Origin of the sequence: Nonomuraea sp. NPDC049709 (assembly GCF_040674815.1) — a bacterium.
Taxonomy (GTDB): Bacteria; Actinomycetota; Actinomycetes; order Streptosporangiales; family Streptosporangiaceae; genus Nonomuraea.
Map to the genome: position 1 here is coordinate 53394 of NZ_JBFANM010000062.1, position 20354 is coordinate 73747.

The 20354-nt window shown below is 71.3% G+C and carries 22 protein-coding genes; 9 read left to right on the forward strand and 13 right to left on the reverse strand.

Annotated elements, in window-relative coordinates; all coding sequences use genetic code 11:
• The first annotated feature begins 24 nt into the window (after positions 1-24).
• The gene (locus AB0J69_RS44410; RefSeq protein ID WP_364131157.1) at positions 25-234 is read left to right on the forward strand and encodes a hypothetical protein; all 210 of its coding nucleotides are present in this window, start codon (positions 25-27) and stop codon (positions 232-234) included.
• A 253-nt stretch (positions 235-487) separates the two neighbouring features.
• Here AB0J69_RS44410 and AB0J69_RS44415 read toward each other — a convergent pair whose 3' ends face one another.
• Positions 488-664, reverse strand: a complete 177-nt coding sequence (locus tag AB0J69_RS44415; protein ID WP_364131160.1) for a hypothetical protein — start codon at positions 662-664, stop codon at positions 488-490.
• A gap of 67 nt (positions 665-731) precedes the next feature.
• Positions 732-1331, reverse strand: a complete 600-nt coding sequence (locus AB0J69_RS44420; protein ID WP_364131162.1) for an NAD(P)-binding protein — start codon at positions 1329-1331, stop codon at positions 732-734.
• Between the two features lie 53 nt (positions 1332-1384).
• Here AB0J69_RS44420 and AB0J69_RS44425 point away from each other — a divergent pair, with 53 nt between their 5' ends.
• Positions 1385-2077, forward strand: coding sequence for a TetR/AcrR family transcriptional regulator C-terminal domain-containing protein (locus tag AB0J69_RS44425; RefSeq protein WP_364131165.1), 693 nt, complete (start codon positions 1385-1387; stop codon positions 2075-2077).
• Positions 2078-2134: 57 nt separating this feature from the next.
• On the opposite strand, the gene AB0J69_RS44430 is transcribed toward AB0J69_RS44425, so the two are convergent.
• Positions 2135-3052 carry a substrate-binding domain-containing protein gene (locus AB0J69_RS44430; protein ID WP_364131168.1) on the reverse strand — a complete coding sequence of 306 codons (918 nt, stop codon included), beginning with the start codon at positions 3050-3052 and terminating at the stop codon, positions 2135-2137.
• Positions 3053-3106: 54 nt separating this feature from the next.
• On the opposite strand from AB0J69_RS44430, the gene AB0J69_RS44435 reads away from it, so the two are divergent.
• Genes AB0J69_RS44435 through AB0J69_RS44445 form a run of 3 tightly spaced genes read left to right on the forward strand, consistent with a single transcriptional unit; the run spans position 3107 to position 5758 of the window.
• A complete protein-coding gene (locus tag AB0J69_RS44435; protein WP_364131171.1) occupies positions 3107-3961 on the forward strand; it encodes a substrate-binding domain-containing protein in 855 nt (284 codons plus the stop codon).
• Between the two features lie 22 nt (positions 3962-3983).
• A complete protein-coding gene (locus AB0J69_RS44440; protein WP_364131174.1) occupies positions 3984-4685 on the forward strand; it encodes an ABC transporter permease in 702 nt (233 codons plus the stop codon).
• On the forward strand, positions 4682-5758 hold the full coding sequence (locus tag AB0J69_RS44445; RefSeq protein WP_364131177.1) for an ATP-binding cassette domain-containing protein: 1077 nt from the start codon (positions 4682-4684) through the stop codon (positions 5756-5758). The genes AB0J69_RS44440 and AB0J69_RS44445 overlap by 4 nt, the downstream gene beginning before the upstream one ends.
• On the opposite strand, the gene AB0J69_RS44450 is transcribed toward AB0J69_RS44445, so the two are convergent.
• The gene (locus tag AB0J69_RS44450; protein ID WP_364131180.1) at positions 5759-6970 is read right to left on the reverse strand and encodes a M14 family zinc carboxypeptidase; all 1212 of its coding nucleotides are present in this window, start codon (positions 6968-6970) and stop codon (positions 5759-5761) included.
• Between the two features lie 8 nt (positions 6971-6978).
• Positions 6979-8016: a M14 family zinc carboxypeptidase gene (locus tag AB0J69_RS44455; protein ID WP_364131182.1), complete on the reverse strand. Its 1038-nt coding sequence runs from the start codon at positions 8014-8016 to the stop codon at positions 6979-6981.
• 686 nt (positions 8017-8702) lie between these two features.
• Between AB0J69_RS44455 and AB0J69_RS44460 the strand changes: the two genes are divergently transcribed.
• The gene (locus AB0J69_RS44460; protein ID WP_364131185.1) at positions 8703-9887 is read left to right on the forward strand and encodes a M14 family zinc carboxypeptidase; all 1185 of its coding nucleotides are present in this window, start codon (positions 8703-8705) and stop codon (positions 9885-9887) included.
• 124 nt (positions 9888-10011) lie between these two features.
• Positions 10012-10866, forward strand: coding sequence for an AraC family transcriptional regulator (locus AB0J69_RS44465; protein ID WP_364131187.1), 855 nt, complete (start codon positions 10012-10014; stop codon positions 10864-10866).
• On the opposite strand, the gene AB0J69_RS44470 is transcribed toward AB0J69_RS44465, so the two are convergent.
• The gene (locus AB0J69_RS44470) at positions 10863-12266 is read right to left on the reverse strand and encodes an aminotransferase class V-fold PLP-dependent enzyme (RefSeq protein WP_364131190.1); all 1404 of its coding nucleotides are present in this window, start codon (positions 12264-12266) and stop codon (positions 10863-10865) included. The two genes, AB0J69_RS44465 and AB0J69_RS44470, sit on opposite strands and share 4 nt — an antisense overlap.
• A gap of 27 nt (positions 12267-12293) precedes the next feature.
• Between AB0J69_RS44470 and AB0J69_RS44475 the strand changes: the two genes are divergently transcribed.
• Positions 12294-12659, forward strand: coding sequence for a transposase (locus AB0J69_RS44475; protein WP_364131225.1), 366 nt, complete (start codon positions 12294-12296; stop codon positions 12657-12659).
• The gene (locus tag AB0J69_RS44480) at positions 12656-13552 is read left to right on the forward strand and encodes a LysR family transcriptional regulator (RefSeq protein WP_364131192.1); all 897 of its coding nucleotides are present in this window, start codon (positions 12656-12658) and stop codon (positions 13550-13552) included. Before AB0J69_RS44475 ends, AB0J69_RS44480 begins: the two co-directional genes overlap by 4 nt.
• Positions 13553-13973: 421 nt before the next feature.
• Here the strand turns inward: AB0J69_RS44480 and AB0J69_RS44485 are convergent, their stop codons facing one another.
• From AB0J69_RS44485 to AB0J69_RS44515, 7 genes are all read right to left on the reverse strand, one after another.
• Complete coding sequence (locus tag AB0J69_RS44485) at positions 13974-14717, reverse strand: SDR family oxidoreductase (protein ID WP_364131195.1); 744 nt, start codon at positions 14715-14717, stop codon at positions 13974-13976.
• Between the two features lie 115 nt (positions 14718-14832).
• Positions 14833-15606, reverse strand: coding sequence for an oxidoreductase (locus AB0J69_RS44490; protein ID WP_364131198.1), 774 nt, complete (start codon positions 15604-15606; stop codon positions 14833-14835).
• A gap of 158 nt (positions 15607-15764) precedes the next feature.
• The gene (locus AB0J69_RS44495) at positions 15765-17159 is read right to left on the reverse strand and encodes a HAMP domain-containing sensor histidine kinase (protein ID WP_364131200.1); all 1395 of its coding nucleotides are present in this window, start codon (positions 17157-17159) and stop codon (positions 15765-15767) included.
• Positions 17160-17203: 44 nt separating this feature from the next.
• On the reverse strand, positions 17204-17887 hold the full coding sequence (locus AB0J69_RS44500; protein WP_364131203.1) for a response regulator transcription factor: 684 nt from the start codon (positions 17885-17887) through the stop codon (positions 17204-17206).
• Positions 17884-18408, reverse strand: coding sequence for a hypothetical protein (locus AB0J69_RS44505; RefSeq protein WP_364131206.1), 525 nt, complete (start codon positions 18406-18408; stop codon positions 17884-17886). Before AB0J69_RS44505 ends, AB0J69_RS44500 begins: the two co-directional genes overlap by 4 nt.
• 43 nt (positions 18409-18451) lie before the next feature.
• Entirely contained in the window at positions 18452-19642 is a 1191-nt protein-coding gene (locus tag AB0J69_RS44510; RefSeq protein WP_364131208.1) for an acyltransferase, read from the reverse strand.
• Positions 19642-20354, reverse strand: a 713-nt coding sequence (locus AB0J69_RS44515) for an SGNH/GDSL hydrolase family protein (protein WP_364131211.1), incomplete at its 5' end; no start/stop codon positions are given. The genes AB0J69_RS44515 and AB0J69_RS44510, both read right to left, overlap by 1 nt.

The window sequence follows — 20354 nt, forward strand, 5'->3', positions numbered from 1 at the left end:
TCGGGATCTCCGCGGTGACCGGCGGTGTACAGGCTCGCCGCGGCCGGCGCCGATGGCTCACCGGGCGCGGTGCTGGACGCCTACCGCACCGCCCTCGTCGTCCCGGTGATCATGGTGCTGCTGGGGGCGGCGGTCTCCGCCTTCGGCCTGCGCAGCGCCCGGCCCGCCGGCCGGCTGGCGGGCGGGCGCGGCCCCCGACGAGGCCGGCGACGGCGTCCCCGGGTGACCGTGTGAAGTGTGTAAGCGCCACCGCCACCGCGCTGCACACTCTGGCCGGCCGGGTCGAGCAGCGGACGAGTTGGGGAGCTGGCCGCCGATCCCCATGCAGCCGGCGGCGTGCCCGCCAGGACACGGACGGGCCGGGCCCCTGCGGAGCCCGGCCCGTCAGCGATGAACAACCGTCAGATCGGACCATCGGCGCGTCCGGGAGCGACAGCGCGGCGATGGTTCCCACCTCTGACGGTACGGTGCGTGGCGGGTCTTCTCGCTAGACCGGGCAGCTGGGGCCGAGCTTCTGCCAGGGCGAGCAGTTGTCGGCGGAAGACGAGCAGCACAGCCTCCTGTGCCAGCCGCTCGAGAAGCACTTGTACTGGTACGCGCATATCGCCGACGCCCTCACCTCCGGAAGTACCAGCGCCAGAGCCTTGTCGATGAGCATCTTCATCCTGCCTCCTCGTATCCCCTACCTACTGACGATCGTGGCGATTATCGGGACGGGCGTTGGCGGGCGGTTAGCGCGGCGATAGCGCGGCCCCGCACGAGGACCGGGGACTGAAGGAGCCACGGGAGCGGAGGCGGATACGACCCGGGCGTAGTCGTCGACCTGCGTCACAGCGTTGGCGGCTTCGTTCCGCGTCCGGGGGTCTGCCGGAAGGAACCCGTGGCGGTGCGGGTGCTGTCCCGTGCAGCCGTGGCGAGCTGCTGAGGCGGACGAGACTGCCGGGCGGACCCGGCACCACCTCCGTCACGCCCCGCCCCCACTGAACGTCCAGGGGGCCGAGCAGCAGGTCACGGAGTTGCCCGCGGTCGATCTCGGGATTGGCCCGGTATCCGGACGGGGTTGCCAGTCGCGAAGGACGGTCCCGTCCGTGTCCAGGATGCGCATGGCCTGCCCCTCGGGACGGGACAGCGCCTGGAACTCCGCCAGCAGCCCCGCCTTGCCCAGCGCGAGCTGGCCCAGCTTGACGCAGGTCCAGCGTGCCGCCCGGGGGACGGGCGTCGGGGGCGGGATCGCGTTCGAGGACGGTGACGGGGTGATGGTGGCGGTGCAGGACGCGGGCGAAGGTGAGGCCGGCGGGGCCGCCTCCAACCACGGCGATACGGTGTCTCACGTCGATACACTGTATTTCGCTGAGATGGTGTATCGCAACAGTACGATGTACGCATGACTGTGTGGGACCGGCCAGAGCCGCCGACTCGACCCGCGCCGCTCGACCGGGAGCGGATCGTCGCCGCCGCCATCGCCCTGGCCGACGAGGGCGGGCTGGAGGCGGTGTCGTTGCGCAAGGTCGCCGCCCGGCTGGACGCCGGCCCGATGCGCCTGTACGGATACATCTCCACCAAGGAGGAGCTGTTCGACCTCATGGTGGACGAGGTCCACGCCGAGATCCTCCCCGAGGAGCAGCCCGCCGACTGGCGGGAGGCGCTGCGCGTCCGCGCTCACCGCACCAGGCAGGCCACCCTCCGTCACGAATGGCTGGCCGATCTGCTCGGCGGCCGTCCGGCCCTGGGCCCGAACGCCCTCGCCGTGACCGAGGCCACGCTGGCCGCCCTCGACGGTCTCGCCGACCTCGGCACCGTCATGCGCGCCGTGGAGACCGTCAGCGCCTACTTCACCGGCGCGATCAGGCGCGAGGTCGCGAACCTGCGGGCCGAGCGCGCCACGGGCCTGTCCAAGCGCGAGTGGCAGCGCGCCTCCGGCCCGCATGTGAGCAGGATGCTGGCCACGGGCCGCTTCCCGGCGCTGGCCAAGTTCGTGCACGACGGCACGGAGGTGGACGCCGAGACGTCCTTCGCGACCGGCCTGGACTGGGTCCTCGACGCCGTGGCCGCCAAACTCGCCCGGCCGCCGGCGTGACACTCAGGCTTTCCCGATGACGCCCGTGGCACCGCATGACGCCGCCGGACTGCGCACCTAGTCGGAGAGTTTCGTGACGTCGCCGGATCTGGAGGTGTCGTAGCCGCCGAGTGCGGAGATCCTTTCACGCAGGGCCGGCGTCTGCAGGGCGGCAATGAGATGAGCGGCCGGGTCGAGGGCGTTCCCGACCAGCCCGATGTCGAAGTCCTCCCAGGTCAGGGGGATGAACTCAAGGTCCAGCTCGGTAGCGGCCGAGCGGATTCCGAGGCCGACGTCCACGGTGCCGGTGGCGACGGCCAGGCCCACCTCCAGATGGGTTCCGACCTGCGGTCCCCGGAGGCTGTCCGGGTCGTGACCGGCGGCGAGGAGCAGCCGGTCCAGCAGGATTCGGGTCCCGGTGCCCGGGTGCCGGGTGGAGACCCGCCGCTTTGCGACATCGCCTATGCCGGTGATGCGGTGGGGGTTGCCCGGCAGCACGATCAGCCCCTGCTCGCGCCGCCAGAGGTGGATCAGGTGCGGGTCCAGGCCGCGCAGCATGCCGAGCGCGAAAGGCGCGTTGTAGACGCCGGTGTGGTGCAGCAGATGGATCGCCGCGCCGTCGGCGCGAGCCTGGCGCACCGCGGCGAGGCCGGTGACGCTGCCGTCGCGGGTGGCGATTTTCAGCTTGCCGTGCAGCGCGCCGGCGAGGAGATCGAGAGCGGGATCGTCGCTGCCGGCGAGGGTGAAGACCAGATCCCCGTGCAGGAAGCGCCGGGCAGCGAGCGTGGCGCCGGGGGCTACGCGTGCACGTCGACGCTCGGCCAACTCGAGCACTCCGACGTCGGCCAGCCGGCGCTGCGCCCGGCTGACGGTGGAGGCGGTGGTGTCCCACTGCTGGGCGATATCGCGAACCCCCGGCAACTCGTCACCGGGGTGGAGGGTCCCCGCGCTGATCCGCTGGGCGAGATCGATGCAAATTTCCCGATATCGGGTCACGTTCCATAATTTACCCTTGCACTGCTCTGAAGTAGCACAGATAGGGTCACAGTCATGCGTAGACAGGTCCTGATCGGTTTCGCGTGGTTCGCGGCAGCCTTACTGGCCGGGTGCGGGACCGCCCCCTCCTCCAGCGGGCCGGCCGAGAAGTCGCTGATCCTGGCCACCACGACCAGCACCCAGGACAGCGGGTTGCTCGACGAGCTGTTGCCGGCGTTCACCCGCGACAGCGGCTGGCAGGTCAAGACCGTGGCTGTCGGTAGCGGGCAGGCCATCGAGCTGGGCCGTCGCGGGGAGGCCGACGTGTTGCTGGTGCATTCCCCCGCGGCGGAGGAGAAGTTCGTCGCCGAGGGCAGCGCCGGCTCCCGGCGGCTGGTGATGCACAACGACTTCGTGCTGCTCGGCCCGAAGGCCGACCCGGCCGAAGTACGGGGTACGAGCAGCACGAACGCGATGAAGAAGATTGCCACCGCACAGGCGGTGTTCATCTCCCGGGGCGATGAGTCGGGTACGCATTCCAGGGAGAAGGACCTCTGGTCCCGGGCCGGGGTGACTCCGGGCGGCTCCTGGTACCAGTCCACCGGTCAGGGCATGGGCGCGACGCTGCGGGTCGCCAGTGAGAAGGCCGGCTACACCGTGTCGGACCGGGCCACCTATCTCACCCAGCGCGGCACCTTGGAACTGGAGGTGCTCAGCGAGGGGGACCCGGGCCTGCTGAACGTCTATCACGTCATCGAGATGACCGCGAAGGCGGGAAGCCGGGTGCAGCCCGACGGCGCGAAGGCGTTCGCCGACTGGATCGTCGCCGCGCCCGCGCAGCGGCTCATCGGCGAGTTCGGGCGGACGGAGTTCGGCCGGCCGTTGTTCACCCCGGACGCCGGCAAGGACGAAGCGACGCTGGGCCAGTGAGCACAGCCGGGGAGGTCATTCGATGGATGTGCTGTTCGACGGGTTGGTGGACGCGATCGAGCTGCTGCTCTCCGGGGACGAGGACAGCTGGTCGATCATCGCGCTGACCCTGCGCGTCTCGTTGACCGCGACCGCGATCGCCCTGCTGATGGGATTGCCGCTGGGTGCGATCGTGGCGCTGGCCCGCTTTCCGGGCCGGCGGCTGCTGCTGGCGGCGGCCAATACCGGCATGGGCATGCCGCCGGTGGTGGTCGGGCTGTTCGTCACCGTGCTGCTGTGGCGCAGCGGGCCGCTGGGCGGTCTCGGGCTGCTCTACACACCCACCGCGATGATCATCGCCCAGGCCGCGATCGCCACCCCGATCGTGATCGCACTGGTCGCGGCCGCACTGCAACAGGTCGATCCCGACTTCCGCGTGCAGATGCAGGCTCTGGGAGCGAGTCCCATCCGTGCGTTCGCGGCGCTGCTGGGCGAGGCCAGGTTGCCGCTGCTGGCCGGGGCGATGGCCGCCTTCGGCGCGGTGGTGAGCGAGGTCGGGGCCGCGCAGATGGTCGGGGGCAACCTGGCCGGACAGACCCGGGTGCTGACCACCGCCGCGGTGCTGGCCACGAGCCGGGGCCAGTTCTCGCTGGCAATCGCGTTCGGCATGATCCTGCTGTCGATCGCGTTCGGCGTGAACCTGTCGCTGACCCTGATCCAGCAGCAACGGACAGCGCCGCGGTGAGCGGCCTGAGCACCGGGATCGGGTGCCGAGACCTGCGCGTGCGCGCCGGCGACCGCGAGCTGCTCAGCGTGCCGGAGCTGGATGTCGCCTCGGGACGCACGCTGGCCGTGCTGGGTCCCAACGGAGCCGGCAAGTCCACCCTGCTGCGCGCGCTGGGCCTGCTCAGCAGCCACCGTGTCACCGGACAGATCCTGCTCGATGGTCGTCCCGCGACCCGGCCACTGATGCGCCACGCGATCGCGGCCGTGCTGCAACGGCCGATCCTGCGCCGTGGCACGGTGGCCGCCAACGTGATCAGCGGACTGCGGTTCCGCGGCATGAGCCGCCGCGAGGCCCGCATGCGCGCATGGCCGTGGATCGAGGCGCTCGGCCTCGGCCCGTTCGCCGGCCGGGATACCCGTACCCTGTCGATCGGTGAGGCCCAGCGGGTCAGCATCACCCGCGCGCTCGCCGTCGGACCTCGGGTGCTGCTGCTCGATGAGCCGTTCAGCGGGCTGGACGGCACCACCCGCGCCGACCTGATCGCCGACCTGCGCGCCGCGCTGACCGGACAGCCCACCGCCACGATCCTGGTCACCCACGATCGGCAGGAGGCCCTCGCCCTGGCCGAGGACACCGCGCTGCTGATCGGCGGCCGGATCCGCCAGCACGGCCCGACCGCCGAGGTGCTGGACCACCCCACCGACGCCGGCACGGCCCGGCTGCTCGGTTACACCAACATCCTCCCGCCGGCTCTCACCGGCCGGACGCACACCCTCGTGGCAAGGCCCGAGCACACCCACCTCATCCTCGAGGCGTCCGACGGCCCCGCCGGCCCGAGCGATGACGTACGGCCGGTGACCGGAACGCTGCGCCGGACCGTCGCACTCGGCATCGCCACCCGCGTCGACGTCGACACCTCCAGCGGCCCGCTGACCTGCCTGCACCCCGGCGACCTGCTCGCCACCGAGCTTCCCCCGATCGGCGGCAACGTCCGCGTGCGAATTCGGCACACGCGGACGTTGCTCAGCGCCGACGGAAACGAATGGTCGGCGAAGGAGCGGGGGAGGGGAGACAGGTCCCCGTCGGCCTGATCAGTCCTGGGTCTCCGGGATGTCGTCGTATCGGGCGGGGTCGATCTGGTTCACCGCACCGGTGCCCAGGGCCTCGATGATGGCGTCGAGTCCGTTGGCGACGGTCTGCACCAGTTGCCCGCGCTGCTTGGCGCCCCACGTCTGGGTCTGCCCGCGCACCTCGAACAGCACGGTGCCCGAGCCGTTGAGCGCGAACGAGCCGAGCCCGGTGCCGGGCAGGTCGATGTCCTGCGGGTAGAGGGTCAACGATCCGAACGGCGACTGCCCGCGGCGCGACAGGGCGTCGTACGCGGCCAGGGTGAGCCGCTTGGAGTAGTCGAGCCGGTAGCCCTGGTTGTACTCCTGGTGGTTCTCCACGTCGACGAACTTGCCGGACAGCGACATGGTCACCTGGTCCTCCCCGCTCTCGTCGAGGTCGCACGGGCCCTGGTGGTGCAGGTCGAGGTAGGTGTCGACGGCGCCGAACTCCGCTTTCAGCGACTTGTACAGGTCCCTGACCGCCCTGGACTCCGGATGGATGTACCAGCCCGGCTCGGAGGAGGAGCCGGGGAAGTCCTCCGCCCGCGGCACGTAGTTCAGGTCCGGGTGGTAGTCGCGGTTGACGTCGAAGCCAGGTCGCGTCGCGTAGTCGTCTCCCGTACGCGGCTGGTTGTAGTAGTTCCACGCCGGCTGCGCCCCCGCCAGCTGCGGGAAGTCCGCGACGACCTCGGCCCAGGTGCGGTCGTTGCCCCGCCGGTCGAGCTCCGCGCCGTCCGGGTTCATCTTGGGCACGGCGACCAGCGTGACCAGCGAGCGCAGGCGCTCGGCCGCCGGCGTGCCGGCCGTCATGTCGCGCAGCAGGGAGAGCACGGCGTCGGTGCCGGTCTTCTCGTTGCCGTGGATCTCGCTGGTGATCAGCACGACCTTGGGGCCGGTGCCGGTCCGCGCCGCCCAGATCTCACGCCCGCGGTTGGACGTGCCGATCTGTGTCACGTCGAGGACGCCGGAGCGTTGCGACTCCAGCCGCTGGAGCTCTTCGCGCAGCTCGGCATGGCTGGTCCACGCGGATGCGCCGGTGTCCCCGGTGGAGGTGCCGCAGTGCGCGTTCGCGGGCTGGGCGACGGCGGGCGGCGCCAACGGCAGGGACGCGCCCACCAGGGCGGCCACGGCCAGGCCCACGCCGGCCAGCTTCGGCGCCACGGCACCGTACACGGTTCGGTTCTTCCTCGTCATGGTCTTCTTCACTCCTCGTCGTCCTGGTCGATCGGCTCGCCGCGCTCCGGAATGGTGTCGGCCACCGCCGGGTCGACCGCGGCGAGGCTGCCGTCCGCGGCGGCCTGGAGCAGCGCGGCCATGGAGGCGTATGCGGTGCGGATCAGGTAGCCGCCGGACTTCTGGCCGAGACCGCCGCGCAGCTCGACCAGCAGGCTCGCGCTGCCCTGCAGGCCGAAGGAGTTGCGCGCGATGCCCGGGAGGGCGTCGCCGGGGTAGAGGCTGACGTCGGCGAAACCGTACTGCTGCAGCGAGGTGTAGACGAGGCCGGCGACGCGCTTGCTGTCGGCGAGGACCTGCGGTGCCACGCCGGGGTTGGTGGGCCACAGGATGGAGGCGGTGGCCAGGGACCCGTCGGGCTGGCGGTAGCTGCCCTGGTGGTGGTAGTCCACGGTGATGTCCGGCTGCCACGAGCGCACCATCCGCTGGATCGCGGCCGACTCCGGCACCGGGTTGGCCTCGGGCGACATCGCGGGGTCGTGGTAACGGTTGATGTCGAATCCCACTCCGGACAGGCAGAAGGGGCCGGAGCAGTCCGGGTCGACGTTCTGCCGCTGGAAACGTTCGGTGCCGTCGGGGTTGGCGCGTACGACGATCCGAAGTGTCACGTCGTCGAGCACGTCGGCGGCCCACTTGGCCTGTGACGTGCCGATGCGCTGGAGGAGTTGCAGCGCCGCCTCCGTGCCCAGCGGCTCGTTGCCGTGCTGCTGCGTGATGTAGAGCATCTTGGTCGGCCCGGTGCCGACCGTCGCGGTCCAGATGTCGCGGCCCTCGTTCGTCCTCCCGATCGACTCCACGTCGACCGCGCCCTTGGAGCTCTGCTCCAGGCGTCGCAGTGCGGCGGTGAGCTCGTCGTAGGTGTGCAGGCGCTGGAGAGAGACCTGCTGCGCGTCCTGGACCCAGGGACCTCCCGGCGTCGTGCGATCAGCGGACGCCGTCGCCGTCCCCCAGATCGTGAGGCCCAGAACGGTGGCCAGAACAACTGCTGTTCGTCGTTTTGTGAACAAGAACAGTCTCCTTATCGGTGTACGTCGGCGGAGGCGTAAATGGGTTTCAGGGCGCGCTCCGCCGCCACTTGAGAACACGAAATTCCGGCGCATGAGAGAGCCCGATCCCGATGCGCGGCGACACCCGGTTAATCACCCTCATGGAGGGTGGAAAGGGGTTAGTCAGCGAACACTGCGTGCTCCTCGCGCCGATGCCGTAGCCGGTGGCCGCTGATACCTGGATATAGGCCGAATGGGGCCGTGAGCGTCGGGAGCACTCCGGCACGGCGAAGCAGAATGAATATCGTCCTTCCCTGGTGCTTGCTGCAACACGACCGGCGCGGGTCGCCATGACTCTTGTAACAAACCTCAACTGGCATGACAAGTGTCACGTTCGGTGTCCGGGCCGGGCCGCAGCGTGACCCTTGGCGGCGTCGGGGCGTGCCGCCGAACGGCGCGGCCATAACCGGGCCCGCCAAACACCCAGGAAACTGACAGGATTCCGGACTTGTCCCGGACGGACCGCCGTGGAAACGTCGCTGGTGACTTTTCCGCCAGGGATTTCGGTCTTCCCTGGCGGGTCTGGCAGGTTTACGCAAGGAGCGGTCGTGCGTCTGCGCAAATGTTTTCCAGGAAAAGCCGAGGGGAACGCGGTAAGCCCGTCACCGCGATTCTTCAGTGGCCGGACGAGCATGATGGCCGCCACCATGGCGATGGCATTGACCACGTCGATGGTCGCCGCCTCACCCGCGCACGCGCTGGACGAGGAAGGGCCGGGAAACTGCACGACTCAGGAGAACCCCTCCTGGTCCGGCTGGTCCAACCACGAGCAGGTCGGTGAGGCGCTCGCGCAGATCGAGCGGACCAGCAGCGGCCGCGTCGACGTGGAGGTCGTGGGTCACTCCGCACAGGGCCGGGCGCTGTGGGCCGCCCGGGTGGGGACCGGTGACCGGGTCCTGCTGGTGACGTCGGCGATCCACGGCAACGAGCGCACCGGGACCGAGGCGCTGCTGGCGATCCTCAAGGACCTCGGCAGCGGCGGCGACGCGCGGACCAGGCAGCTGCTCGAGGACATCACGCTGGTCGCGATGCCGATGGTCAACCCCGACGGCGGCGAGCTCAACCGGCGCATCAACGTCCTGTCCTGGGCCGACACGGTGGCCACGTTCCCGCAGCTCCAAGGCGCCCCCGCCGCCTGGTACCACAGCCTGCGCGGTGACGGCATCAACCTCCCCGGCTACGACCTCAACCGGGACTTCAACCCCGATCTCGACTACGTGCCGCGGGCCGCGGATCTGCCCGGCGAGGACACCGACGCGGGATTCTTCCTGGCTCCGGAGTCGCGCGCGATCCGCGACGTGTACGTCGGCCTGCGCCAGGAGAAGGGCGCCGTCGACGCCTACGTGGACCTGCACCACATGGGGCCGTGCGACCGCCTCACCGGCGGACCCCAGGACGGGGACCTCATCACCTTCTCGCTGGACTACCCGCCCCTCGGCGTACAGGACGGCGCCGCGTACAAGGCGGAATGGCCGGCGCTGGACCAGGACAAGTCCCGCCGTTACGCGCTCTCCGTCTACAACGGGCTGATCGCGACGTACGGCGCGCAGTCCCCCCTCACGGCCGTCGGCCGCTACTTCCACCCGGACACCCGCGAGTACGCCGGGCAGGGCCGATCGGCGTTCGCCCTGAACGGCACCGGCACCGTCCTGTTCGAGGTGCGCGGCCAGCAGGACGATCTGGGCCAGAAGCACAAGGGCATGTTCGTCAACGCGGTGCGGACCGGGGTCGAGTCACTGATGACCGGCCTGGCCACCGGCAGCGTCGACACTCTGGACGGCGACGACTTCTTCGACCTGCCCGACTACGGCTGGGACACCACCGCCGACTGAGCCCTCTCCTCCGTCCCGACACCACGCAGCCGCAGAGCGCCGCGCTCTGCGGCTGCCGCCGTTCGCCGCCGGCGGTCGCGAGGGACGGGCCGGTCCGGCGGGGGCCCTCGGTACGGTGTGGTGCATGAGCGCGGTGCGGTACTGGCGTGACCCGTTGTGGGGCGGGGTGGATCTGATGTCGGCGACCTTCACCGGTGACCCGTTCGGCCGGCACCTGCACGACACCTACGCCATCGGCGCAGTCGAGCGGGGCGAGGAGGAGATCGGCTTCCCGGAGGGCGTGCGGAGCACCGGAGTCGGATCGATCGTGATGATCGACCCCGGCGTGGTGCACACCGGACGGGCCCGCACCCCCGACGGATGGTCGTATCGGGTCCTCTACCCCCGGCCGGAGCAGGTCCAGGCCATCGCGCGGGAGGCCGGGGCCGGGGACGGCGTTCCGTCGTTCCCGTCGAGGGTGGCGGACGACGACGACGCGTGCCGGCTGCTCCTGGCGGCGCACCGCGCGGCCGAGCAGGGCGCGCGGCTGGCGGCCGACTCGATGTTGCGGGTGCTGCTGGCCCGCCTGATCGGCCGCTACGCCAGGGGACAGATGCGAGCCCGCCGGCCCCCGGCCGGTGCCCGCGCCGCCGCCCGGGCCCGCGAGCTGCTGCACGTCTCTCCGGCCGACCCGCCCGACCTGGGCACGCTGGCCGCGGCGGTCGGGGCGGAGCCGTTCGCGCTGCTGCGGGCGTTCCGCCGGGCCTACGGGCTGCCGCCGCACGCGTACGTCGTGCAGTTACGCGTGCGGCGGGCCAAGACCCTGCTCGCTCGGGGGATCGCCCCCGCGGAGGTGGCGGTGTCGGTCGGGTTCTGCGACCAGTCGCACCTGTCGCGGCACTTCCGCCGGGCCGTCGGCGTGACGCCGGGGGCGTACCAGCGCGGGGTACGGAACGGGCGCGCCCTCACGACGGGCGGCCCCGCGGAGGGTGCCCGTTAGCGGGCGGCGGCTTCGATGATGCGCAGCGCCTCCTCCACCCGCTCCTTGCCGGTGCGGAAACTCAGCACGCACATGCGCAGATAGAAGACGCCGCCGACCGTGGTGCTGGACAGGTAGACGCGCCGGGTGGCGTTGACGTCGGCCAGGAACCGCCGGTTGCGCTCGTCGTCGCCGTCCCGCAGCCGGAACAGCAGGACGGTGAGGTCCGGCGGCCACGGCACCTCGAGGCGCGGGTTCGCCGACAGCTCGCGATACACCAGGGCCGTCAGGTCGAGCTTCTCGTCGAGAGCGTCGGCGAAGGCGCGTACGCCATGCAGGTGCAGCGGCAACCACAGCCGCAGGCCCCGATACTCCCTGGTCAGCTCGATGCCAAGCTGGCTGTAGTCGGGCAGCTCTTCGACCGGGCTGAGATCCTGCAGGTATTGCCCGCCGCCCGCGTGCGCGGCGCGCAGGGCCGCCGGGTCCCGCACGAGCAGGACACCGGTACCGTACGGCAGGAAAAGGCTCTTGTGCGGGTCGAAGGTGAGCGAGTCGGCGTCTTCGATCCCCGCCAGCAGGGCGCGCCCGCGCTCGGTGAGCTGGAAGCCGCCGCCGTAGGCGGCGTCCACGTGGAACCACAGGCCCTGCTCGCGGGCCAGCGCGGCCAGGCCGGCCAGCGGGTCGATCGTGCCGGTGCTGGTGCTGCCCGCCGTTCCGGCGAGCAGGAACGGGCGCAGTCCCGCCGCCCGGTCAGCCTCGATCATGGCAGCCGCGGCGGCCGGGTCCATCCGCAGGTCCGCGGTGGTGGGCACGACGCGTACGCGGCCGGTCGGCAACCCGGCCAGGTGCGCGGCCTTGGCCAGGCTGTAGTGGGTGTGCTCGGTGGCGTACAGGGTGCCGTCGCCGAACTCCGCGCCCAGCCGGTCGTGCCGCGCGGCCACCACCGCCGACAACGTCGCCACCGAGGCCCCGGTCGTGACCACCCCGCCCGCACCCGGCGGCAGGCCGAACCGGGTGGCGAGCCAGGTCAGGACGCTCTCCTCCATGGCGACCAGCGCGGGTGCGGTCTGCGCCACCCCGGTGAACCGGTTGACGACCTGGGCCAGCAGCTCGGCCAGCGCCGCCGAGACGAGGCCGCCCGCCGGGAAGTAGGCCAGGTAACCGGGGCCGGAGGTGTCCACACCCTGCCCGGCCGCCAGCCGGAAGGTCTCCAGCAGGGCGGCGAAATCACCGGGCCCGTCGGCCGGGGGACGGCGGACCCGCGCCGACAGCTCGGCGGCGGCCCGGTAGTCGCTGGCGGGGGCCTCAGGCAGGGCGGCGACCTGGCGGACGACGAGGTCGAGGGCCTGGCGGCCGAGGTCCTCGATCATGCCGGGGGTCAGGTCAAGGGGGACGGGGCTGGGTTCGGTCGGCGTCGTCATGCCGACACGGTAGGGATGCGGCAGGCGATGTGGATTGGACGTAATTGCACGTTCAGTCCTCCGCGAGGGGAGCCCGGCAGGTGGCGACCGGGCTCCTGCTCGCCGGAGTTCAAGGAAGAAGCGATCCTCATGGTGCCGGAGGACGATCGGACGGTCGCGTCGGCGGCGCGGGAGTTCGACGTCAACGCCAGCGCGCTGGGCAGCTGGGTGAACCGGCATCGGACCGGGAGCTACGGGTGTGGGCCACGACCGAGGTCAGAGCCTGCGCGATCGTGCGGGGCCACGATCCATGGCAGCCCAACCCGATCTACTGAGGTTGAACGGCGCTCACTTACACTATTACACCAGTTACAACATTGCGGTTCACCGCAAGGAGGGGACGGGAGCCGATGAGCCTTCGCCAGTTCGAGTATGCCCTGGCCGTTGCCGAGCAGGGCTCGGTGACGGCGGCGGCGGAGCTGCTGCACGTCGCTCAACCGTCGGTGTCCCAGCAGATCCGCGGCCTGGAGCAGGAGCTCGGCGTGAAACTGTTCGCCCGCACGCCCACCGGACTGGTGCCCACCGTGGTCGGCCGCGCGTTCCTGCGGGAGGCGGAGGTCGCGGTGAACGCGTCGCGGCGGGCGAGGGCGACGGCGCGGGCCGGTGCCGACGAGTTGGCGGGCGAGGTGGTCGTCGCGGTGCAGATGGGCTTTGGCACGCGGCAGCTGCCGGGTGCGCTGGGCGCGCTGCGCCGTCGCTTCCCGCGGTTGGAGGTCACCGTCTTCGAGGAGCAGAGCTCCGCCGAGCTGGATCGGCTGTGTCGCCGGGGCGTGCTGGACCTCGCCCTGATGGCGGCGTGCGAGCGGTCCCCCGCCGACGCCCACCACCTCGGCGACGAGGAGTTCGTCATGGTGCTGGGCGCCGGGCACCGGCGGCTCGCCGCGGACCGGGTCGAGCTGCGCGAGCTGGAGGAGGAGCCGTGGGTGAGGTTCGACCGCGACAGCGCGCTCGACGGCGTGCTGCTGAACGTGCTGCGGGACAACGGGTTGACCCCGACCACGGTCGCCCGCGTGTCCCAGACGGCGACGGCCGTGCGCTGGGCCGCCCACGGGCTGGGGGTGACGCTCGTCCCGGCCTCCGCGGTGCCCGACGGTCACGAGCACCTCGTTCGCCCGGTGTACCCGGCCGTGTCCCAGCCCGTCATCGCCGTGCTCCGGCCCGGCGCGGGCCCAGCGGAGACGGCTCTGCTCGAACTCCTGCGTCAAGAGACCTGGCACCACACCGCCTCCTTGGCACCGGTGTCCTGACGGCCGGGAGGGAGTGTCGGCCGCACGCCTCGCCCGGCCCCAGGATGCTCTCCTCGCGCCGGCCCGACATGTGCAGCACGACGGTTCCCACCGGCCGGGTCGTCGGCGCGTGACTCGACGACCCGGCCGATCGCGCGACCGTAGAGGGGCTCGCCGGCCCAGAGGACGGGCAGCGGGATCTGGGTGGTCCCGAACATCAGGTCGCCATTGGCCGCGGACCACCTGCTGCAACAGGTCCCGCACCCGAGCCCGGCTCCTGCGGAGGGAGCGTGACCACCTCGAGCGGCGAGCCGGGCGGCTGGGCCAGGTGCGTACGAGGCGTGCGCAGGACGACGGCGGACGATCTCCGGACAGTCAGGGTGAGAGCCTCCTGGGCCGGTCGCAGCCGGGCCCGACCCCATGGCGGAACGGTGGGACGAGCCTAGAGCTGGGTAGCGCCTCCGTCCACGACGAACTCGGCGCCGGTGGTGTAAGTGGCCTCGAAGGCGAGGAACGCGGCCGCCCTGGCGACCTCGTCGGGGGTGCCGAAACGCTGCATGGGATTGTCCGCGACCCGCTGCGCCTTGAACTGCTCGGCGGCCTCTTCGGTCATCGTGTTCTCCAGAATGCCCGTATCGATGGGCCCGGGGCTGACCGCGTTGACACGAATGCCGCGCGGAAGCAGCTCGCGGGAGAGGCTGCGGGCCATCGAGCGCAGCGCCGCCTTGCCGGCCGCGTAGACGCTGGTCTCCAGCATGCCGATGACGTTCGCGATCGAGGTGGTGAGGACGACGCCGGCGCCCGTGCTCAGCAGCGGGGCGAGCTTCTGCACGGTGAAGTAGGCGCCCTTGACGTTGATCGCGAACAGCTCGTCGTACACCTCCTCGGTCGTCGACTCGAAGGGCGTGAGAGGTGCGATGCCGGCGTTGACGAACAGGGCCTCGATCGTGCCGAGTTCGCCCTTCACACGGTCGGCCAGAGCATCCAGGTCGGACAGTGAGGCCACATCGCCTCGGACGGCCACCGCGTTCTTGCCGAGCCGCTCCAGCGCGGCGTCGAGCGTGGCCTGAGAACGACCGGTGATCACCACGCGGGCTCCGCCGTCAACCAGCAGCTTCGCCATCGCGAACCCCATGCCGCTGCCGCCGCCAGTGATCACTGCATTCTTGTTGCTGTACTTGTCCATGCCAGACTTCTTCCGTTCTTTCTCGCAAAACGTCGATGATGTGCCGGGCTTTTCGCCTCGGCGCGACTCGATGAATTCATTTGGTCGGAACCGGCGTTCTGGAATGCCGTCCGCGTCAACCTCTGGGGAATTCGCCGCCGTCCACGACGAGATTGCTCCCGGTCAGCCAGCTCGCCCGGTCGGACACGAGGAACAGCACCGCGTCGGCGATGTCATCGGGCCGGCCATCGCGCCCCAGCGGCACGGTGGGATCGTCCTGGCCCGCCGGCGCCGCGTCCAGGCGCGCCCACTGCTCCCGCGTCGCCTCGCCGCCGGGAGTGGCGACTCTGCCGGGACTCACGGTGTTGACCCGGATTCCGAACGGGGCCAGCTCCAGGGCCAGTCCCCGGCTGTAGTTCTCCAGCGCCGCCTTCGCCGCCGTGTAGTGCAGGAACGGTCCCACCGAGGTGGGGACCGCGGCCGAGGAGACGTGTACGATCATCCCCGACCGCCGTTCCCGCATCCCCGCCACCAGCAGCGAGTCCAGCCGCACCGACGCCAGGTAGTTCAGGTCCAGCGCGCCCTGCCACTCCTCGTCAGGGATGGCCGAGCTGTCCTTGTACGGTCGCGCCCCACCCGCGTTGTGAACCAGGATGTCCACCCCGCCGAACGCCTCCTGCGCCGCCGCGGCGAGTGCCTCCGCTCCAGCCCGGGTCCGCACGTCGGCCTCCACGAAGACGGCCCCCTCCGGCACCGTGCTCGTCGCCGACCTGGCGGTTGTGAGCACCTCCGCGCCCGCGTCCAGGAGCCGGCGCACGACGGCCGCTCCGATTCCGCGAGAACCACCCGTGACCAGGGCCCGCTTCCCCGCCAGTTCTCGCGTTCCCGATCCGTTCTCAATCGCGGTCATACCGGCGGTCCTCTCGATCCGTAATTGTCCGCTCGACGAAAGAAAAAGGACGTGCAGAGAGCGCGAATCCTCGGAGATATCGCGGTGAGCACCTCGTCGAGCTGTTTTACGGTACGTCCGGGAAAGAACGAGAGGCAAAGACGAAATGTCAGCAGGTGCTATAGGCGATTCCTATGGCTCCGCGGCAGGGTGAGGGTCAGGACGGTTCCCCCTCGGGGGGAGTTGGCCGCGGTGAGAGTGCCGCCGTGCAGGCGCGCGTTCTCGGTGGCGATGGCCAGGCCCAGGCCGCTGCCGTCGGTACGGGTACGGGCGGCGTCACCTTTGGTGAAGCGGTCGAAGACGTGGGGCAGCAGGTCTGCGGGGATGCCGGGCCCGTCGTCGGAGACAGTGAGGACGATCTGTTCGGCATCGGCCCGAACCTGGACAAGGACCGATACCGCCGAGCCGCCGTGCCGCAGCGCGTTGCCGACCAGGTTGGCCAGGATGACATCGACGCGGCGCGGGTCGAGCCGGGCGCGCAGCCCGGGGGGAACATCGGTGCGGACCCGGTCGCGCCAGTGCCGCAGCGCCAGCGTCTTGCCGATGAGCTCGCCCACGTCGACTTCGTCGAGGTTCAGTACGGCGACGCCGGCGTCGAAGCGGGACACCTCGATCAGATCCTCTACCAGGCGGCTCAGCTTGCGTGTCTCGTCGGAGACGAGTTGCAGCGCCTCGGCGGTGAGTGGCGCGAGACGGCCGGAGGCGGCGTCGGCGTCGAGGACTTCGGTCACGGCTGACATGGCCGCCAGCGGCGTGCGCAACTCGTGGGAGACGTCGGCGGCGAACCGGCGTGCCCGCGCCTCCATGTCGCGCAGCGCGGCCGCGTCGGACTGGAGCGTGGCCGCCATGCTGTTGAAGGTACGGCCGAGGTCGGCGAGTTCGTCGTTGCCGGTGACGCGTACGCGGGTGTCGAGACTGCCGCCCGCCATCCGCTCGGCGGCCGTCCGCAGCCGCCGTACCGGTCGCAGCAGCCTGCGCGCGGCCAGCAGCGCGGGGACGATGGAGACCAGCGCGACGGGCAGGGCTCCGGCGCGGGCGGCGGCCGCCAGGGTGTCCACATCCTGCTGCTGGGAGGCCAGGGAGAAGGAGGCGTAGACGACGAGGGGCGGGGGGCCGTGTGGGCGGGCGGCTGCGGAGACCGGAAGGGCCACGGCCAGCCAGGGCTCCTGGCCGAGATGGAAGCGCTGGGCCAGTGCGGTGGTCGCGGTGGCCGCTTGAGCGCGCAACTGCACGGGCAGTGGCGGCTGGGCTCCGGTGGCGATGAGCGGGCCGCCGCGATAGGACAGGGCGGTGCGCCAGCCGCGGATGCCTGTCGCGCGGTCCAGTTGCAGCGCCAGCATGCGCAGGTCCGCCTCGGTGGGGTCGGCGGGCAGGTCAGGCGTCCGGGAGGCGAGATGGGCGCGCAGGTCCTGCAGGGCGTCGGCCTGGGCGCGTTCCACGATCGCGGTGCGGCCCTGACGGAAGGTGATGGTGGCGGCGATCAGCGCGCTGAGCACGGAGACCAGCAGGAACACCAGGACCAGCTGAGCTCGCAGACCGCGGGGGAGGGACGGGGAGATCACAGCGGTCCGAACCGGTAGCCGAAGCCGCGTACGGTCTGGATGTAGCGGGGGTTGCGGGGGTCGTCCTCGATCTTGGCCCGCAGCCGCATCACGCACGCGTCGACCAGCCGGTAGTCGCCGTGGAAGGTGTGCTCCCACACCTGTTCCAGGAGTTGCTGGCGGCTGAAGGTCTGTTCGGGCGCGGCCGACAGGAACAGCAGCAGCTTCAGCTCCGTCGGCGCCAGCGCGAGTTGCGCGCCGTGCTTGAGCACGCGCAGGGCGACCCGGTCGATGAGCAGGTCGCCGTGGGTGGTGCGGGTCTGGCCGGAGGAGGCGGGCGGCGTGGTACGGCGCAGCACCGCGCGCATGCGTGCCTCGATGACCTCGCTGCTGGCAGGCTTGATCACGTAGTCGTCGGCGCCGGCCTCCAGACCGACCACGATGTCCACGTCATCGTCGCGCGCGGACAGGATCACGATGGGCACCTGGCTGAAGGCGCGGATGCGGCGGCAGGTCTCCAGGCCGCTCATGCCGGGCAGCATCAGGTCGAGCAGCACGACCTCGGGGGCGCTCGCGACAAGCTCGGCCAGCCCCTCTTCACCGGTCGCGACCAGCACGGTTTCGTGGCCCCTGTGGCGCAGGCCGACGCTCACGCCCCGGCGCACGGCCGGATCGTCTTCTATCACCAGCACGCGGGTCATGAGGAGGCTCCTTGGTCGGCTGGGACGGCCGATCCGTTCTCGTCGCATCTGACCGGCCAGGGCCGGTCCATGGCGGGCTCGACCACCTCGACGACGGGGTCGTCGCCGGCGTACGCGGCGGCGGCCGTGCACACGAGCTGGCTCACCGCCACCGGCCGCAGGTTGCGTACCTGCCAGGGCAGCCGTAGCTCCACCCGGCCGCTGATCGTCGTGGCCCGGACCGGCCGGGTCGACGAGGGAAGCTGTGTGATCAGCCCTCGGGCCCGCTCCTCCGCCGTGGGGCCGGCGAGCAACGCGTTCATGGCTTGTTGCAGCCGGTTTCCGGCCGGGGCCGGCCGCGAGACCGGCCAGGTGCCCTCTTGCGTGACGAAGTACACCCGCAGCAGCTGGTCGCTGTTCTCGGTCAGGCCGCCCTGGACCGGCTGACCGGCGGGCAGCGCATCGGTGTCGGTGATCCCGCAGCCCGCCAGGGCCGCCGCCGCGACCATTACGGTCGCCACGCGGCACAGCACCCCCGGCATGTGTCGTTCTCCTCCTCGACGCGATGTCACCGGTGTGACCTGGCTAGAGCTGACCGAGCTTGCTCACATCGACCGTCCCGGCACCGGGTTGCGGCCGCGGTATCGCCGCCCACAGTCCCGCCGCCATCACTCCCGCGACGGCCAGCGCCACCCATCCACGGCGTCCGGTGGCCCACCGGGCGCGCAGCCGTACCGGGTCCTCGACAGCGGCCTTCGACACTACCGCAGCCAGCAGCGACAGGCCGATCGCGGCGACCGTCCAGCCCCATCCGGTGAGCCCGGCAACCGGCCGGGGCAGCAGCAGATAGACCGGCCAGTGCCACAGGTACAGGCCGTAGGACAGCTCGCCCAGCCGGCGCGGTACGGCACTGCCCAAAGCCCGGCCCGCCAGACCGTCCGGCGCGCGGGCGAGGAGCACGATCAGCGCCGCGCCGGCCAGGGCGTGCGCGAACATTCCGCCCCGGAACAGGCCGGGGGTCGTTTCCCCGCTGGTCAGCACCCATGACGCGAGCAGCCCGCCCAGCACCGGGACGCAGATCGCGTCCACGGCCGCGCGTGACAGGCCGGCCACGGCGTTGCGGACGGGCGCGGTGGCCGCGGCCGCGCCGAGGAGCAGGGAGCCGGCCCGGGTGTCGGTGCCCTCGTAGGCCCGGGTGGTGTCCACGGCCGCCCCGAGCCTGATCATGAGCAGGAGTGAGACGAACGCGCCGGCGACCGCGACGACCGCGACCCGGTTCTGCCCGCCGCGCCCCCTTCCGACCAGCGCCACCACCAGGGGCCAGGCCAGGTAGAACTGCCACTCGACGCTGATGCTCCACAGGTGGGCGAACAGACGGGTGCCGGAGGCGTTCCAGTATCCGATCTGCTCGCCGATGAAATGCCAGTTCAGGCTCTGGGCGGCCGCCCACGGTGCGTCCCGCAGGGCGGACCCCAGCATGCCCGGCCCGGCGAACGCCCAGGCCAGCAGCAACGTTGCCGCGACCACGACGGCCAACGCGGGCAGGAGCCTGCGGGCCCTGCGCCCCCAGAAGGCCACCAGGTCGATACGGCCGCGCCCGGCGAGTTTCGCCAGCAGCAGACCGGTGATCAGAAAGCCGGACAGGACGAAGAACAGGTCGACGCCCAGGAACCCGCCGCGCATGTGCCCGGCGTGGAACAGCAGGACCGCGGCGACGGCGAGCCCGCGCAGCCCGTCGAGCGCGCCGATATGCGGGCGGCGGGCGGCCGGATCCATCAGCCGCAGCCGAGTTTGACGAAGCGCTCGTCGCCGGTCCACGGCCCGGTGGCCCAGGCGCCGGGGGCGGCCGGGGTGAAGCCGGCCAGCTGGCCGAGCTGCCTGGCGAACCAGGTGGCGAAGGCCGCCGACCCTTGCTGACAGGAGTGGATCCCGTCCTTGGCCCGCTGAGCCTTGCCGGCGGCGTAGTCGTCCCCCCACAGCTCAGAGGCGTCCAGGTAGCGAGCGTCCGCGACCTTGGCGGCCATCGCGGGGGCGCTCTTGATCGCGGACTCGTGGGGCTCGAAGAATTCGTCGATCCTGAACGGCGGGGCGGACACCAGGACGAGCCGGGCACCAGCGTCCTTCGCCGCCCGGGCAAGCTTCCGGTAGGCCGCCAGCTGCTGGCGGGGAGTGCCCCAGTCGTAGGTGGTGATCTGGTACGCGATCACCGTTGGCCGGAAGGAGACGAGGTACTCCTTCAGCCTCTTCCAGGTGTCCTTGGCCGCCACGGCCGTCACCGGGTGATCACCGGCGACGATGTTGCCGCCGCCGTCGGAGGTGGCGTTCTTGAACCGCACACCGCCGGCCGTCAGCGCGGCCTCCACGGCCGGGGCCTGCGCGCCCGCGATGGAGTCGCCCATCCACAACACCCTGACGCTGGTCGCGGGCTGACCGGTAGGCCGGGCCGTCGCGGTCGGCCCGGCCCCGGGGGCCGCGGTGAACGCGCCGC

What these genes read in the sequence shown, in the direction of transcription:
- AB0J69_RS44470 (WP_364131190.1), bottom strand. Translation starts at nt 12,266, where the DNA reads ATGACGACGCCGACCGAACCCAGCCCCGTCCCCCTTGACCTGACCCCC.
- AB0J69_RS44485 (WP_364131195.1), bottom strand. Translation starts at nt 14,717, where the DNA reads ATGGACAAGTACAGCAACAAGAATGCAGTGATCACTGGCGGCGGCAGC.
- AB0J69_RS44435 (WP_364131171.1), top strand. Translation starts at nt 3,107, where the DNA reads ATGCGTAGACAGGTCCTGATCGGTTTCGCGTGGTTCGCGGCAGCCTTA.
- AB0J69_RS44415 (WP_364131160.1), bottom strand. Translation starts at nt 664, where the DNA reads ATGAAGATGCTCATCGACAAGGCTCTGGCGCTGGTACTTCCGGAGGTG.
- AB0J69_RS44505 (WP_364131206.1), bottom strand. Translation starts at nt 18,408, where the DNA reads ATGCCGGGGGTGCTGTGCCGCGTGGCGACCGTAATGGTCGCGGCGGCG.
- AB0J69_RS44440 (WP_364131174.1), top strand. Translation starts at nt 3,984, where the DNA reads ATGGATGTGCTGTTCGACGGGTTGGTGGACGCGATCGAGCTGCTGCTC.
- AB0J69_RS44490 (WP_364131198.1), bottom strand. Translation starts at nt 15,606, where the DNA reads ATGACCGCGATTGAGAACGGATCGGGAACGCGAGAACTGGCGGGGAAG.
- AB0J69_RS44500 (WP_364131203.1), bottom strand. Translation starts at nt 17,887, where the DNA reads ATGACCCGCGTGCTGGTGATAGAAGACGATCCGGCCGTGCGCCGGGGC.
- AB0J69_RS44480 (WP_364131192.1), top strand. Translation starts at nt 12,656, where the DNA reads ATGAGCCTTCGCCAGTTCGAGTATGCCCTGGCCGTTGCCGAGCAGGGC.
- AB0J69_RS44465 (WP_364131187.1), top strand. Translation starts at nt 10,012, where the DNA reads ATGAGCGCGGTGCGGTACTGGCGTGACCCGTTGTGGGGCGGGGTGGAT.
- AB0J69_RS44460 (WP_364131185.1), top strand. Translation starts at nt 8,703, where the DNA reads ATGGCGATGGCATTGACCACGTCGATGGTCGCCGCCTCACCCGCGCAC.
- AB0J69_RS44475 (WP_364131225.1), top strand. Translation starts at nt 12,294, where the DNA reads ATGTGGATTGGACGTAATTGCACGTTCAGTCCTCCGCGAGGGGAGCCC.
- AB0J69_RS44450 (WP_364131180.1), bottom strand. Translation starts at nt 6,970, where the DNA reads ATGACGAGGAAGAACCGAACCGTGTACGGTGCCGTGGCGCCGAAGCTG.
- AB0J69_RS44510 (WP_364131208.1), bottom strand. Translation starts at nt 19,642, where the DNA reads ATGGATCCGGCCGCCCGCCGCCCGCATATCGGCGCGCTCGACGGGCTG.
- AB0J69_RS44425 (WP_364131165.1), top strand. Translation starts at nt 1,385, where the DNA reads ATGACTGTGTGGGACCGGCCAGAGCCGCCGACTCGACCCGCGCCGCTC.